The sequence below is a fragment of the Ruegeria sp. AF3 genome (genome assembly GCF_056536285.1).
Genome location: NZ_JBQFJM010000001.1, coordinates 2731324 through 2747037 on the forward strand (window position 1 = coordinate 2731324; position 15714 = coordinate 2747037).

The following is a 15714-nucleotide window of genomic DNA, read 5'->3' on the forward strand; positions in this document are numbered from 1 at the left end:
GCCAAGAAAGCGTTCACTTTGTAGCGTTCAATTCACAAGGGCCGGACATGGCAAGACAGACCGCCAATAAACCAGCACAATCAGCGGCTCCTGGCGCTAGCGAAGAGCGGGCCCGCTCAAGGAAAATCGGGGTGCTGGGGTCGCTCTGGCCCTTTATGAAGCCTTACAGGTTATTGATGATCGGGGCGACACTGGCTCTGATCCTGACGGCCAGCATGACGTTGACCCTGCCATTGGCCGTGCGACGCGTGGTTGACAATTTCCGCATTCAGGACGGTGAATTGCTGGACTGGTACTTTTTGGCAGCGTTGGGCATTGCCGCTGTTCTGGCTGCGGGAACCGGTATCAGATATGCGTTGGTCACACGGTTGGGGGAACGTGTGGTTGCCGATATCCGCAAGGCTGTGTTCGATCGCGTGATCGGCATGAGCCCCGAATTCTACGAACGTATTATGACCGGTGAAGTGCTGAGCAGGATTACCACCGACACGACCCTCATCCAATCGGTTCTTGGCTCATCTGTTTCCATCGCGCTGCGCAATATGCTGATGTTTATCGGCGGGCTGGTTCTGATGCTGTTGACCTCGGCCAAGCTGACCGGGCTTGTCTTGCTGCTTATCCCCGTGGTGGTAGTGCCGATATTGATTCTGGGTCGGCGTTTGCGCGTGATCAGCCGTGAAAACCAGGATTGGATCGCTGCGTCATCCGGAAACGCGGGCGAGGCATTGGGGGCGGTGCAGACCGTGCAGGCCTTTACCCACGAACAGGCCAGCCGCCAGCAATTTGATGAGATGACCGAGATGTCCTATACCGTTTCGCTGCGTCGGATTCAGACGCGCGCGGTGCTGACGGTGATTGTGATCTTTCTTGTATTTTCAGGCATCGTTGGCGTTCTGTGGATGGGTGCAAATGACGTGCGCAACGGTGTGATGACCGAGGGCGTTCTGATTCAATTCGTGATCTACTCGATCATCATGGCGGGCTCAGTCGCGGCCCTGTCCGAGATTTGGAGCGAGCTTCAGCGCGCCGCCGGAGCCACCGAGCGTCTTGTCGAGTTGCTGAATGCCGAAGATACGGTTTCGGACCCGGCCAAACCCGCTCCTTTGCCAAAGGACGTCCGGGGCGAAATCCGGTTCGAAGATGTAAGTTTTCGCTATCCAGCGCGCCCCGATACAATCGCGCTGGATCACTTGTCGCTTCAGGTAAACCCGGGCGAGACCGTTGCCTTTGTCGGACCGTCAGGGGCGGGCAAGACGACGATCATTCAATTGATTCAACGGTTCTATGACCCAAATTCGGGCCGGGTGATGTTGGATGGCCATGATCTGCGGGAACTGGATCGCACAGATTTCCGAAAGTACATGTCATTGGTGCCGCAGGATCCAGTGATCTTTGCCGCCTCAGCCCGCGAAAACATTCGTTTCGGTCGTCTGGACGCAACGGATGCCGAAGTAGAAGCCGCAGCCCGTGCAGCCATCGCACATGATTTCATTGCCGCATTGCCCGATGGGTATGACAGTTTTGTCGGCGAACGCGGTGTCATGCTGTCGGGTGGGCAAAAGCAGCGTATCGCAATCGCCCGCGCCATATTGCGCGACGCACCTGTGCTGCTGCTGGACGAGGCGACCTCAGCTCTTGATGCGGAGAGTGAGCGAGCGGTGCAGGGCGCCGTGGATCAGATGCGTGCCGGCCGCACGACCCTGATTGTTGCGCACAGATTGGCCACCGTAAAGAAAGCCGACCGCATTGTCGTGCTGGACGAGGGCCGTATCGTGGCGCAGGGCAGCCATGATGATCTGGTGTCCCAGGATGGGCTATATGCGCGCCTCGCACGGTTGCAGTTCACCGATGGCGTAGCAGCAGAATAGGAGTGACGCTCGGGCATTTGTGAATTCGCCGTAGCGTCATTCTACAGTTTACTCTCTTTCAAAGCTAAGGCCTCGCTTGCGCGAGGTTTGTTTTGCTTCCATCTTGGATGCGAACAACAAGCTCGTGCAAAAACACGGGAGAAAAACGGGAGGAACCACATGGCCTTTGTGGGATTGGAAGACAAAACGCGCATGGAACAGGAAATGTCGTGGGAGGATCGGGATCTGCCTGTCACCTTCCATCAGCTCCTGTCGCGCACGGCAGAGAGATTTCCCAACCACAACGCCATCAGTTTTCAGCTACTGTCCGGGCCCACGGACAAGGCTGAGACCCTGACCTGGTCGGAACTTCTGGGCAAGGTCAATCAGGCGGCAAACCTGTTCCGCTCGCTGGGTGTCGGTGAAAAAGACGTGGTGGCCTATGTGCTGCCAAACTGTAACGAAACACTGATTACAATGATGGGCGGTGCAGTTGCGGGAATCGTGAACCCGATCAATCCGTTGCTGGAGCCCGAGCAGATTGCGGCGATCCTGCGCGAGACAGGCGCCAAAGTGGTTGTTACACTAAAGTCTTTCCCGAAAACAGATGTTGCACAAAAGGTAGAAGAGGCGGTGCGCCACGCGCCCAAGGTCAACACCATTCTGGAAATCGACCTGAACCGGTACCTGACGCCGCCCAAGTCGTGGCTGGTTCCCTTCCTGCGCCCCAAGATGGGCGAAAAAGAAAAGCTGGCGCACGCGGATTACAAAAACTTCAACAAGGAACTTGCCAAGCAACCGGCGACGCTGACATTCGAGGACAGCAAAGAAGATCGCGTTGCTTGTTATTTCCACACCGGTGGGACCACCGGGATGCCCAAGGTGGCGCAGCATAAATACTCGGGTCTGATCTACAACGGCTGGCTAGGCAACACGCTGTTGTTTGATGAGAATGACGTCATCATGTGCCCGCTGCCGATGTTCCACGTCTTTGCCGTGCATGTTATCGTGATGGCGGCCGTGTCGTCGGGTGCACATGTGATTTTCCCGACACCTGCAGGTTATCGCGGTGACGGTGTGTTCGACAATTTCTGGAAGCTGATCGAGCGCTGGAAAGTGAGCTTTATCATCACTGTTCCAACCGCCATATCAGCCAAGATGCAACGCCCGGTGGATGCAGATATCTCAAGCGTGAAAACCGCCTTTTCGGGTTCGGCGCCACTGCCGGTGGAGTTGTTCCGCCGCTTTGAAGAGGCGACGGGCGTCACCATCGTCGAAGGCTACGGCCTGACCGAGGCCACCTGTCTGGTCTCGTGCAACCCTGTGGATGGCGAGAAAAAGATCGGTTCGATCGGTATTCCGTTCCCCTATACGGATGTCAAAATCCTGCTGGACGGGCCGGATGGGCCGACAGAGTGCGGCACTGATCAGATTGGTGAGATCTGCATCTCGAATCCCGGTGTGTATGCAGGCAACACGTATACAGAGGCCGAAAAGAACATTGGTCTTTATCACTTTGACAAGTACCTGCGTACGGGCGACCTGGGGCGGTTTGACGAAGACGGCTACCTTTGGATCACCGGTCGCGCCAAGGACCTGATCATTCGCGGTGGTCACAATATCGATCCTGCCGAAATCGAAGAGGCGCTGCTGGGTCACAATGCAGTTGCCTTCGCAGGAGCGATCGGTCAGCCAGACGCGCATTCGGGCGAAGTGCCCTGCGCCTTTGTCGAATTGGTTGATGGGGCGTCGGTCACTGAAAATGAGCTGCTGGAATATTGCAAAGTTCACGTGCATGAGCGAGCCGCACAACCCAAGCATATAACCATTCTTGACGAGTTGCCGAAAACTGCCGTCGGCAAGGTTTTCAAGCCGGACCTGCGCAAACACGCCATCACCCGCATCTACAACGGTGCTCTTGACGCTGCGGGTCTTGCTGCGCGGGTTGTTCTGGTGATCGACGATAAAAAGCGTGGCCTTGTCGCGCAGCTTGACGCGAACGGATCTTCGGAAGACGATGTCTCGAAAGTGCTGGGCGCATATACCCGGCCCTGGGAGTGGTCCAAATAAGCCGGAGGAACAATGGACTATGAACGCCTGATCGACGAAGAAACCTGGGCGTTCATACGCCGCACGGCCGAAAGCTATCCGGATGATGCGGTCGATTTGTCCATCGAGGACCAGCGTCGGGTCTATGACACGATGTGCAAGCAGTTTCGCCAACCGCGCCCTGCCGGTGTCGAAACCCAGGACCTGTACGCCGATGGCGTGCCGGTCCGCCATTATACCGCCGGGCATCCGACCCGAACTGTTGTGTATTTTCATGGTGGTGGCTTTGTCGTTGGCGGGTTGGACAGCCACGATGATGTCTGTGCCGAGTTTTGTGCGCAGACGGGATACCGCGTCGTTTCAGTCGACTACAGGCTGTGTCCTGAACATGTGCATCCAGCGCAGTTCCAGGATTGCTGGACAGCTGTGAAATGGGCGGCGGCCGAGTATGGCGACCCGCTGGTTCTGGCCGGGGACAGCGCGGGAGGAAATTTGTCAGCAGCTATTGCCCACCATGCGCGCGGGCGGCTGGACAATATTCTGGGGCAAGTCCTGGTCTACCCCAGCCTTGGCGGAGATCAATCGCGCGGCTCATATCTTGAGCACGCCCATGCTCCTTTACTGACACTGGACGACATCAAATTCTATGAAACCGTCCGATACACAGGCGCCCATCCGCAAGGCGATCCGACTTATGCGCCGCTACAGGACAATGATTTTTCGAAACTGCCGCCAACTGTTGTGATTACCGCTGACTGTGACCCGCTCCGCGATGACGGGAAGGTCTATTGCGAGCGGATAAGCGCGGCTGGTGGTCAGGCCCATTGGATCAACGAACCTGGCCTTGTTCATGGGTACCTACGTGCGCGAACCTCGGTAAAGCGCGCAGCAGACAGCTTCGAACGGATCTCGGTCGCTATCGAAGCACTGGGGCAAGAGATCTGGCCCTACGACTGAAGTGAGTCAGTTACATCAGGAACGGCTTAGCCCTCATCGTGTCTGCGAGGGGCGCACCCAATCGGCTCAGAATGGTCGGGGCCAATTGGATCTGGTCGATTACGGTTTCTACGTCAGGCCCGTCGGCATCGCCGAAGTAATACAGCGCGGTTTCCTGTTGCAGGGGGCTGCGCCCTCCGTGGTGTCCGCGCTCGTCTTGGCCATGATCGGCGGTGACGATCACCTCATACCCCAATTGGCGCCAGCGAGGGATGAACGGGGCCAGCATCTCGTCTGCAACAAAGCAGGCATGATCCATTTCTTCGCAGTCGTGATAGAAACGGTGCCCCATGCTGTCCAGTGTACAGGTGTGCAGGATGCCATAGTCCAGCCCAAAGCGCAGACACAGATTGGTCAAGGTGGCAAATAGATCGACGTCGGACGGGGTCATCTGGTTGTCTTTGCCGTAGCCGGTCATGCTGTGAAAGCGACCGTGATTGATGGTCTGGCTCTCTGGCTCGTCATATTCGACGTCGCGGACATAGTCGAACGGGTGACGGTTGAAGAACTGCGACCAAAAACTGTGTGTGACAGCCCCAGTCACGCCGCCGGCCTCACGTACCTGGCTAAAGACATCCTTATGGCTCAGGCGAAAGACGTTGCCGTTTCCGGTGCAGCCGTGTTCTTGCGGCGTTACGCCCGTATGGATCGATGCATAGCAACTGGCCGAAGTTGAAGGCAGCACTGCGCGGTGCTTCCACACCCGAGCTTCGCCGCTGTCGACCCAGCCTTCGAGGTTGCCGAACAGGCGGCGGAAATTCCGGTATGGTACTCCGTCCAGAATGATCAATAGTAGTTTACGGTCCATGGCTTGGCCCTTTGATCTGAGTATTTCATGCGGACGATACGCGAGTTGAAACCACGCGCCTGCCAAATCGCGTCCCAAATAATAAATTCCCGACGTCAGCCAAGGTGCAAAACGCCGGGAATCCATTTCTTCAAAGTGATGTTACAGGCGCAGAGATCAGTTCCCCGCACTTTCCATTTTGCGATGGGCAACGACCTCTTCCAGCCAGCCCAGATGCATCTCGGGCACCGAGCTCAGCAGAAGGTCTGTATAGTCGTCGAATGGCGGGCTGAGCACCTGACTCTTTGGACCATAACGAGCCACGCGTCCCTGATACATCACCGCGATGCTGTCGCTGATCGCCCGAACCGTCGCCAGATCGTGGGTGATGAACAGATAGGCCACATCCTCGATCTTCTGCAAATCCAGCAGCAGTTTGAGGATACCGTCCGCTACAAGCGGGTCGAGCGCCGATGTCACTTCGTCACAGATGATCATCTTGGGCTTGGCTGCCAGTGACCGCGCGATGCAGACGCGTTGCTTTTGGCCACCGGACAACTCGGCCGGATAACGGTCGATGAACTTCTCGCCCAACTCGATCTCGTCCAGCAGTTCGACGACCCGTTTGCGCTTTTCGGCACCGCGCATGTTGAAGTAGAACTCCAGCGGGCGTCCGATGATCGTACCCACTGTCTGGCGCGGGTTCATTGCCACGTCAGCCATCTGATAGATCATCTGCAACTCGCGCAGGTCCTCGCGGGATCGTCCGGCAAGGTCAGGCGAAAGCTTGCGTCCGGCAAACGTAATCTCGCCGTCGCGCGGCGGCAGCAGGCCGGTGATCACTCGGGCAAGTGTCGATTTACCCGACCCGGATTCACCCACAACCGCCAGCGTCTGACCCGGATGAAGCTCGACATTGACGTTGTGCAGCACGTCGAAATTCAACCCCTTGTAGCGCGCGGTGATACCGTCAACGCTCAGCAGCGGTTCCGCTGTGGGCTGTTTTTCCTCGTGCTCGATCGAACGGACCGAGACCAGAGCCTGCGTGTACTCTTCCTGCGGGTTGTTGATGATCTGATCGGTTGACCCGTATTCAACCGTATTCCCCATCCGCAAAACCATGATTTCGTCGCTGACTTGCGCCACGACCGCAAGGTCGTGCGTGATGTAGAGAGCAGCAACACCGGTATCGCGAATGGCTTCTTTGATCGCCATCAGCACGTCGATTTGCGTGGTCACATCCAGTGCCGTGGTGGGTTCATCGAACACCACCAGATCGGGTTCAGGGCACAGCGCCAGCGCCGTCATGCATCGCTGCAACTGTCCGCCTGAAACCTGGTGTGGGTAGCGTTCGCCGATATTATCCGGGTCGGGTAGGCCTAGTTTGGCAAACAGTTCCCGCGCGCGGCCTTCGGCCTCTTTTCGCGAAAATTTCTTGTGCTCGACCGCAGCTTCGACAACCTGATCCATGATCTTCTTTGCCGGGTTGAACGACGCGGCTGCGGATTGCGACACATACGCAACCTCACCCCCGCGCAGATTGCGGATATCGCCATGCGACGATTTCAGAATATCGCGCCCGTTTACCCAAACCTCGCCGCCGGTAATTTCAACACCGCCCCGGCCATAGGCCATAGAAGCGAGGCCGATGGTGGACTTACCGGCACCGGATTCTCCGATCAGGCCCAGCACCTTGCCGCGTTCGAGGTCAAAACTGACCCCGTGCACGATTTCGATGTCATGGGGTTTTTCACCCGGTGGATAGACCGTTGCACCGATCTTGAGGTCACGGACCTTGAGAAGGGTATCACTCATCCCCGGCCTCCTTTCAGCGATGTGGTTCTGTTCAGGACCCAGTCAGCGACAAGGTTGACCGAGATCGCCAGCGTCGCGATGGCCACAGCTGGGTACAAAGCTGCGCCGATGCCATAAACGATGCCGTCCTTGTTTTCCTTCACGATGCCGCCCCAGTCGGCCAGCGGTGGCTGAACGCCCAGCCCCAGAAACGAAAGGGTCGAGATGAAGAGGACCATAAAGATAAACCGCAGCCCAAACTCGGCCACCAGCGGTGACAGGGCGTTTGGCAGGATTTCACGGAAGATGATCCAGGCACGGCCTTCGCCGCGCAACTTGGCGGCCTCGACATAATCCATCACGTTGATGTCGACGGCAACCGACCGCGACAGGCGATACGGGCGTGTCGCGTCCAGAAGACCCATCACCAGGATCAGGATCGGGACTGTCACCGGGACAATGGCCAGAATGACCAGTGCCAGGATCAGGGTCGGGATCGACATGACCAGATCAACTGCCCGGCTGAGAACCTGATCAGCCCAACCGCCCAGAACCGCAGCCAGCAAACCCAGCGACGTGCCGGTTACAAAGCTGAGGATCGTAGCCGCAGCCGCAATGAAGATCGTCGTACGCCCGCCGTAGATCATGCGTGTCAGCAGATCCCGACCTATATTGTCGGTGCCCAACAGGTGTTCGGCGCTTGATGGCTCCCACACATCGCCAACCACTTCGGCCATGCCGTAGGGCGCAATCAAAGGCGCGGCTAAGGCGACAAAGAAATAGAGACCTGTGAAAAACAGACCGATCATCGCCGAAATTGGAATATTCTTCATCATTTCGGATGCCTCAGTCTTGGGTTGGCCAGGATCGACACGATATCGGCCACCATGTTCAGCCCGATATAGACGGCGGCAAAGACCACACCGCACGCCAGCACGACCGGCACGTCACGCTTGGTCACCGAGTCCACAAGGTATTGTCCCATGCCGGGATAAACGAACACCACTTCGACCACGACAACACCCACGACCAGATAGGCCAGGTTCAGCATCACCACGTTTACAATGGGCGAGATCGCGTTCGGAAAGGCGTGTCGCGCAATGACCTGAAAGTTTGACAACCCCTTCAGTTCCGCCGTTTCGATATAGGCTGACTGCATCAGGTTGAGGATCGCCGCGCGGGTCATGCGCATCATCTGCGCCAAGACCACCAGCGTCAGCACGAAAGCGGGCAACGCGATCGCATTGAGTTTTTGCCCGAATGACATCGAGTCGTTGATCATCGCAAGCGAGGAAAACCAGCCCAGCTTTACCGAGACATAGTAGATCACCACGTAGCCGATCAGAAACTCTGGTATCGACACTGTCGTAAGCGTGATGGCAGAGATCAGCTTGTCCGGCCAGCGGTTGCGGTAGCGAACTGCCAGCAAGCCCAGGAAGATGGCAAGCGGAACCGAAACCACGGCTGCGGCGCATGCCAGAAACAACGTGTTGCCCAACCGTTTGCCAATGCTTTCCGCAATGTCCAGCTTGTTGGTCAGGGACTGACCCAAATCACCTTGAACGATACCGCCCAGCCATTCGAAATAGCGGGTCAGGGCAGGCCGGTTCAGGCCCATTTCTTCGCGCAGGTTTGCAAGGGCCTCGGGGGTTGCGGACTGCCCCAGGACGGCTTGCGCTGCGTCTCCGGGAAGGGCTTCGGTCAGGCCAAAAATCAGGGCCGAAGCGCCAAACAGCAATAGGAGTCCCAGCGCGAGGCGCTGGGAAACCAGTTTGATGATAGGATGCATGATCCGTGGCCTGTTTTACGCGAACCACATTTTGCGGCTGGCTTGTCCACCCATTAATTCGTCATAGGGATCAGGTTCCCAACCGGCCAACTGATCGCTGACACCGTCGAGAAACTGGTTGAACATCGGACAAATCAGACCGCCCTCTTCGTTAAGCAGTCGACCCATCTGGGAGTACAACTCTTTACGCTTGGCGGTGTCGAGTTCACCCTTTGCTTTATTCAGCATGTCATCGAACTCGGGCCGTTTCCAGCGTGTGTCATTCCAGTCGGCGGTCGAAAGATACGCGGTGGTATACATCTGATCCTGTACCGGGCGGCCAGTCCAGTAAGAGGCGCAGAAGGGTTGCACGTTCCAGACTTCAGACCAATATCCATCACCCGGCACGCGTTCGACCACGAGCGGGATACCGGCGGCAGCGGCGCTTTGTTGGAAGAGCTGAGCCGCGTCCACAGCGCCCGGGAAGGCAACTTCAGACGTGCGCAGTACGATCGGTGATCCGTCGTGGCCAGACTTCTTGTAGTGTTCAGCTGCCTTTTTGAGATCGAACGGACGTTGCGGGATCGTATCATCAAAGAGCGGATAGGCCGCATTGATTGGAATGTCGTTACCGACACTGCCATAGCCCTGTAGAATCTTCTCAACCAGCTCCTCGCGGTTGATCGCATATTTCAAAGCCAGTCGTAGATCGAGATTGTCGTACGGTGCTGTGTCCGAATGCATGATAAAGACGTAATGCCCGCGACCTGTCGTGGGTTGTACACTGAGGCCCGGTGCGCGACCCAGTAGTCCTGCAACCTTGGGTTCAACCCGGTTGATAAGGTGAACCTGACCGGACTGAAGTGCCGCAGTCCGAGCCGTGGAATCATTGATCGCGATTATCTCGACACTGTCAAAGTGCGCATCATCCGCCCAGTAATTCTCGAACTTCCTAAAGACGTGACGCACACCCGGCTCATCGACTTCCAACTTGTACGGACCGGTACCGATACCTGCACCTGGATTTTCGAGGCCACCGCCTGGCTGAATGATCAGGTGATAGTCTGCCATGAGGTAGGGCAAGTCAGCGTTCGGGCTGTTCAAGGTGACAGAGAAGACATCGCCGTCAACTTTCATCGACTCAATCTCTTTCATGATGCCTAGGGCACCAGATTTCGAGTTTTCGTCCGAATGGCGCTGCATGGTCTTCAGCACGTCTTCGCTGGTAAGTGTCTTGCCGTTGTGAAATTCAACGCCCTGCCGGATCTTGAAGTTCCAAACTTTGGCGTCTGCGCTGGCTTCGACGCTTTCGGACAGGCGCGATTCAATCGAGCCGTCCGGCGCTACAACCACAAGCGTGTCACCGAATTGGCGACCGTTAAGCGCAGGCACTTGGCTGGCGTAAGTTGCGGGGTCCAGAGAGTTCGTCGATTCGCCACCGACAGAGCCGATCTTCAAATCACCGCCCTTTTTCGGCCCAGCAGCCCGAGCGGCGTCCGCGAACAGTGTGCTGGCCATCGCAGCCGAAACACCCAGCGCCGCGGCTTTCCCCATGAATTCGCGGCGGGTCATTTTTCCGGCTGTGACCTGACCGGCCATATGCGTGATTTGTTCGTTCATCGAGTATTCTCCCTATCGAGTGGTTTTAACCCTTTTCGGGTTTTTGTTGACGCATGAGTCAACGTTGACTTATTTCGGCGGACCGGGCAAGGATATTTCTCCTTGATGCCGAAGGCCGAAGCGCAAGTAACTTTGTTTGGCGCGATGCCCTTTCCACAAGAATACTATGATACAATTCTGTTTCAGGCCAGTTTCCGAGCCTTTGCGGTACGGCGCGGTGCGATATGCGTCAATTCATCCACGTATTGCGACAACCAGGTCCATGACATTGGTGCCAGTTGGCCCGGTTGTCAGCAAGGCTTGTGCTTTGTCCAGAAACGACCCGCTGTCAGCATTTATAAGCGCAGTCATCCCGCTGTCGTTCCATGTTGCACCGGTAATGATTCCCCCTGCCGCATTGGTCGGTCCGTCTGTGCCGTCCGTTCCGCCGACAACAACTGTCAGGTTTGACTGCCCGGCAATCTCCTGCGCCAGCGCAAGTGCCAGTGCCTGGTTTCGTCCACCGCGCCCTGGGTGATCCGGCAAGACCACAGTCGGTTCCCCACCGAAGACCATCACGCCTTTTTCCATTCCGCGCAGCAGTTGGCCAAGATGTGCGGCGACCTTCAGATAGTCATCATGCAGCGCCTCTTCATTGGCCCAAACCTTTAGCCCAGCTGCTTCGGCGGCTTGCACAACCGCATTGCGGGCATGGGCGTTTGAGGCCACGATCCGAGTGGTGGCCCCAAATGTGTGGCTGGAAGGCAAAGCGCCGATACCCGATCCAATGACATTGAGGTCGTCGCCCGGTACATCCGAGATGGCCAGAACGGTCGCGCGCGCGCCCGCAAAGTGCGACAGTAACCCCCCGCCTTTGATGCGGGACAGTTTGCGCCGCTCAGCGTTCATCGCACCGATATCCATCCCCTCTGAAAGCAACTTGCGGTTCAATGCTTCGAGATCGTTCAGTGATTTTCCGGGCAAAAGGTCTTCGGCCAGCGAAGATGCGCCACCCGACACCAGAAGCAGCACATGTGATCCGGGGTCCATCTGTTCCAGCGCCTTACGCAGAGCACGCCCGCCTTCAAGGCTGCGGTTGTCCGGAACCGGGTGCGAGGCTTCGATCACCTCGACAGTGTCCGGCAAGTCACGGCCGTGATCGTCCTTGGTCACAACAAGCGTGGGAACCGTGCCGAACCGCGCCAAGGCCGCCCGTGCCATGGCGGCGGCGGGCTTGCCTACGGCCAGAATACGGTCCGGTTTCGGGATGTCGTGCAGGGCGGCCTCGGTGGCGGTGTATCCATCAACGGCCTCAACCCCGGCGCGCCAAAGTTGAACGGCTTGCTTTTCAGTATCCATCAAGTCTCCACCCAGATTGTGACCGGTCCGTCGTTGACAAGTTCAACGGCCATGTCGGCCCCGAATTGTCCAGTTTCCACCGCTACACCTTGCGCAGCAAGGTAGTTTGCGAAGGTGTTATACAGATGCTCGCCAAGTTCGGGCGGTGCTGCAGTTGAAAACCCCGGCCTGTTACCGCTTGTTGTATCTGCCGCCAATGTAAACTGGCTGATCACCAAGGCTGACCCTTTTACATCCAGAAGCGAGCGGTTCATCTTGCCCGCGTCGTCCTTGAAGATCCTGAGTCTGGCGGTTTTTCGGGCCAGTTTTTCAGCCTGGGCTTCATCGTCCCCCTGCATGGCGCAGACAAGAATCAAAAGCCCCGGACCGGATGCGCCAATGACATTGCCATCGACCGATACTTTGGCTTGCGAAACTCTTTGCAGCAATGCGCGCACGCGGTTCCCCCCTTGGCGATTATCTTGCCTGAGCGATGGTTTAGCCGCGCCAGTCGACAAAGTCACCCAGCGCGGCACGATCTGTGCGAAAGTTATTTGCGGGATGCTTTCTGTCTGAATACCCAAAGGAGATTGCGCACAGGATCAGGCGGTCTTCCGGGATCTGAAAATATCTGTGCAGGAACGGGCCATACGCAGCTAATGCGGCCTGAGGAATGGTTGCCACGCCCAACGCCTGCGCTGCCAACGAAAAAGCCGTAACAAACCCTCCGCAATCCATTGCGCCATATGGCCCAAGTTCCGCCGGGCTTGAGACGATGGCGCAATGCGGTGCATCGAACAGAGCGAAATTGCGCATCATTTGTTGGGCCGATCCTGCCCGGTCCCCGCGTTCCACACCGACTGCTTCATAAAGCGCCCAACCGCACGCGCGGCGGCGGTCTTGATAGACGCCTGAATATGACGCGGGAAACGGAAGATCGGGGGCCGGTGCGCCTGTTTCAGCTTCGTTTTGCATCGCCGCGCGGAACCTGTCGGTCTCTGCGCCGCTTGTGATCACCAATTGCCACGGCTGCGCGTTACACCAGCTTGGGACCCGGGCCGCGCTGGCCACGATTTGTTCGATCTGCTCCTTTGGTACAGGGTCGGGCAGGAAGGCCCGGCAGGAATGGCGTTTCTCCAGAAGGTTATTCAGTTCTGCAAATGACACTAGCGCCTCGTTGTTATGTTCCGACCCTTAGGCTGATCATGCCGCGCGAGATGTACAAGCAGTTGCTATTGCTGCCCGTTGGCTGCCAGATACCCGACAACCCCGGCAACAAGCAGGCCCAGAACAACGGCAATCGTGATCTTGATGGCTGACCAGGGACGTTCCCCCTGAACCCGCCCGGTTCGACCGTTCACCACAAATCGATAGGTCTGCCCGCGATATTTGTAAGCCGCCATCCAGATCGGCAGCAGAATATGTTTGAAGGTGACATCGCGCACCTCGGTGTCCACCGCGTGGATACGCTGCTTGTCACCCCCAATATCGAAGCGAACATCCCGTTCGATCACGCGCGCCATATGCGCGCGGGCCTCGGTATAGCCCTCTTTGAGTTCAACCGTATACGCCTCGGCGCGAAACCCGGCGAGGTATTCTGGCTGGTAAGGTTCAAGTGCCGGCAGATCCCAAGGCTGTAACGCGTCAGTGTAAGCCTTGGGCAGCGACTGCGAGGCCAGCACCAGAACGTCATCAAAAAACCGCGCAACACGACCTGATTTGGGCGACCAGCGCACTTTTGGCACCTGTTGCTGAACCCGTTTACCGTCCCGTATCACGGTGTGGGTTTCATAATAAATCACGCCGCGCTCACCACGGTAGGTGGACTTGGTGTCGGCATCAAAGGTCCAGTAAGGCACATAGATGCCCTGCATCTTGCGGCCCTTGCGGGCATAATCCTTCAACCCGTTTGGCGCGAACCATAACCGCCCCAGCCAATCGCTCATCGCCTTATGCGCCTCGCGCTCGTCGAAAGCAAAAGGCAGAACGCCCTTCGGTTTGATATGCCGGTTCACACCGGTGTCGGTTACCACCGGCGTGGCACAGAACGGGCATTCCGCAGCGTGCGTATTGGGGTCGAATTCAACCTGCGCCGCGCAGTTCGGACAGGACAGAACGCGGGTCTGTTCCAGCTCGCTGTCAGGCAGACGATCCGCAATGGCCGCGTCAAAATCCAGTTCGCGCAGGCTGGCACCTTGCCAGGGACCCGATCCGATGGGTTCGGAATGACCACAATGATCACATGTCAGCGTACCATCGCCAGGGCTGAACCGGTAATCTGCGCCGCATTGCTGGCAGGGGAAGCGGTGCTCTGCAAGGTCAGGGGCGTGTGTCATACATTACCCAATAGTGTCAGGACAGATGGAGGAGTATCGCGTTTTGGTCAGGCCCCCGGCGGCGGTGGCGGCAGAATGGTGAACAACTGCGCCAGTTCCTGCACGTCTCCGGCCTTCTTCCAGCCGTCCTGGCCCGCGGTCCAGACATAGGTGTCGCGCGTCAGATCGCCCTCGCTGACCATTCTGCCCATCCTGGCTTTGGAAAACGGGCCGCTGGTCTGCCCATCTACGGCGATATGCCAAACATGCTCGACCGGTGGCGTCGGCGGGGCCACATAGGCTGCCGGTCGCGGGGCAGCGGGGGCGGGCGCTCCCCACGGGCCGCTTGGCTGGCCTGCTGCGATGTTTGACATCTGCTGTGCCATTGCCATGCCCATTCCCATGCCAAGACCTGCGCCCATGCCACCGCCTTGGTTGGGGTTGCTGGCCGCAGCCGTCATCGCCTCCGCCGCGGAATACTGTGTGAATTTACCCAGATCTCCGGCCAATCCCATCGAGGTCCGCTTGTCCAACGCGGCCTCGACCGCTGGCGGAAGCGAAATATTCTCGATGTAGAATTCTGGCATTTCCAGCCCATAGCCTTCCAGCACCGGGGAAACTTCGGCCGCGATCAGTTTGCCCAGATCAGCCGTGTTTGCTGCCATGTCCAATACGGGAATGCCAGATCCCGCAATCACGCGGCTGAATTCTTGCACGATGATGTTGCGGACCTGAAAGCTGATCTCGTTCATGGTGAATTCGCCGTCGGTTCCAACGATTTCCACAAGGAACCTGGCCGGGTCTTTTACGCGCACGGTATAGGTGCCATAGGCACGAATGCGGGTCGGCCCAAACTCGGGGTCGCGCAGCATGATCGGGTTCTTGGTCCCCCATTTCAGGTCGTTGAACCGGGTCGTGTTGACAAAGTAGATCTCGGACTTGAACGGCGACTGAAAGCCATGATCCCAGTGCTGTAACGTGGTCAGGATCGGCATGTTGTTAGTCTCAAGCATATAGAGACCTGGCGTGAACACATCCGCCAGCTGCCCCTCGTGCACAAATACTGCCGCCTGACCTTCCCGCACCGTCAGCTTGGCACCGTATTTGATTTCATGGCCTTCACGCTCGAACCGCCAGACCATGGTGTCGCGAGTGTCGTCAACCCAATGGATGACGTCAATGAATTCTCCGGTCAGAAAATCGAATATTCCCATTTGGGTT

13 protein-coding genes are annotated in these 15714 nt (G+C 57.5%); 3 read left to right on the forward strand and 10 right to left on the reverse strand.

What is annotated here, in order from left to right; translation table 11 throughout:
* The first annotated feature begins 47 nt into the window (after window positions 1-47).
* The 3 genes from ACR3FC_RS13760 to ACR3FC_RS13770 all read left to right on the forward strand — a co-directional run bounded on the left by ACR3FC_RS13760 (window position 48) and on the right by ACR3FC_RS13770 (window position 4853).
* Window positions 48-1868, forward strand: a complete 1821-nt coding sequence (locus tag ACR3FC_RS13760) for an ABC transporter transmembrane domain-containing protein (RefSeq protein WP_480475710.1) — start codon at window positions 48-50, stop codon at window positions 1866-1868.
* A 159-nt stretch (window positions 1869-2027) separates the two neighbouring features.
* On the forward strand, window positions 2028-3917 hold the full coding sequence (locus tag ACR3FC_RS13765; RefSeq protein ID WP_480475712.1) for an acyl-CoA synthetase: 1890 nt from the start codon (window positions 2028-2030) through the stop codon (window positions 3915-3917).
* 12 nt (window positions 3918-3929) lie between these two features.
* Window positions 3930-4853, forward strand: a complete 924-nt coding sequence (locus tag ACR3FC_RS13770; protein ID WP_480475714.1) for an alpha/beta hydrolase — start codon at window positions 3930-3932, stop codon at window positions 4851-4853.
* A 10-nt stretch (window positions 4854-4863) separates the two neighbouring features.
* Here the strand turns inward: ACR3FC_RS13770 and ACR3FC_RS13775 are convergent, their stop codons facing one another.
* The 10 genes from ACR3FC_RS13775 to ACR3FC_RS13820 form a co-directional block, all read right to left on the reverse strand.
* Window positions 4864-5700 carry an alkaline phosphatase family protein gene (locus ACR3FC_RS13775; RefSeq protein ID WP_480475716.1) on the reverse strand — a complete coding sequence of 279 codons (837 nt, stop codon included), beginning with the start codon at window positions 5698-5700 and terminating at the stop codon, window positions 4864-4866.
* Window positions 5701-5856: 156 nt separating this feature from the next.
* Complete coding sequence (locus tag ACR3FC_RS13780; RefSeq protein ID WP_480475718.1) at window positions 5857-7494, reverse strand: ABC transporter ATP-binding protein; 1638 nt, start codon at window positions 7492-7494, stop codon at window positions 5857-5859.
* Complete coding sequence (locus tag ACR3FC_RS13785; RefSeq protein ID WP_480475720.1) at window positions 7491-8306, reverse strand: ABC transporter permease; 816 nt, start codon at window positions 8304-8306, stop codon at window positions 7491-7493. Before ACR3FC_RS13785 ends, ACR3FC_RS13780 begins: the two co-directional genes overlap by 4 nt.
* Window positions 8306-9262: an ABC transporter permease gene (locus ACR3FC_RS13790; protein WP_209504642.1), complete on the reverse strand. Its 957-nt coding sequence runs from the start codon at window positions 9260-9262 to the stop codon at window positions 8306-8308. Before ACR3FC_RS13790 ends, ACR3FC_RS13785 begins: the two co-directional genes overlap by 1 nt.
* A gap of 15 nt (window positions 9263-9277) precedes the next feature.
* Window positions 9278-10861, reverse strand: coding sequence for an ABC transporter substrate-binding protein (locus ACR3FC_RS13795; protein ID WP_480475722.1), 1584 nt, complete (start codon window positions 10859-10861; stop codon window positions 9278-9280).
* A 234-nt stretch (window positions 10862-11095) separates the two neighbouring features.
* Window positions 11096-12199, reverse strand: a complete 1104-nt coding sequence (locus tag ACR3FC_RS13800) for a glycerate kinase type-2 family protein (RefSeq protein ID WP_480475724.1) — start codon at window positions 12197-12199, stop codon at window positions 11096-11098.
* A complete protein-coding gene (gene dtd, locus ACR3FC_RS13805; protein WP_480475727.1) occupies window positions 12199-12636 on the reverse strand; it encodes a D-aminoacyl-tRNA deacylase in 438 nt (145 codons plus the stop codon). The genes ACR3FC_RS13800 and dtd overlap by 1 nt, the downstream gene beginning before the upstream one ends.
* A 40-nt stretch (window positions 12637-12676) precedes the next feature.
* On the reverse strand, window positions 12677-13345 hold the full coding sequence (locus ACR3FC_RS13810; protein WP_480475729.1) for a nitroreductase: 669 nt from the start codon (window positions 13343-13345) through the stop codon (window positions 12677-12679).
* 65 nt (window positions 13346-13410) lie between these two features.
* Window positions 13411-14514: a TFIIB-type zinc finger domain-containing protein gene (locus ACR3FC_RS13815; protein ID WP_480475731.1), complete on the reverse strand. Its 1104-nt coding sequence runs from the start codon at window positions 14512-14514 to the stop codon at window positions 13411-13413.
* 47 nt (window positions 14515-14561) lie between these two features.
* Window positions 14562-15707: an SPFH domain-containing protein gene (locus tag ACR3FC_RS13820; protein ID WP_480475733.1), complete on the reverse strand. Its 1146-nt coding sequence runs from the start codon at window positions 15705-15707 to the stop codon at window positions 14562-14564.
* Window positions 15708-15714: the final 7 nt, after the last annotated feature.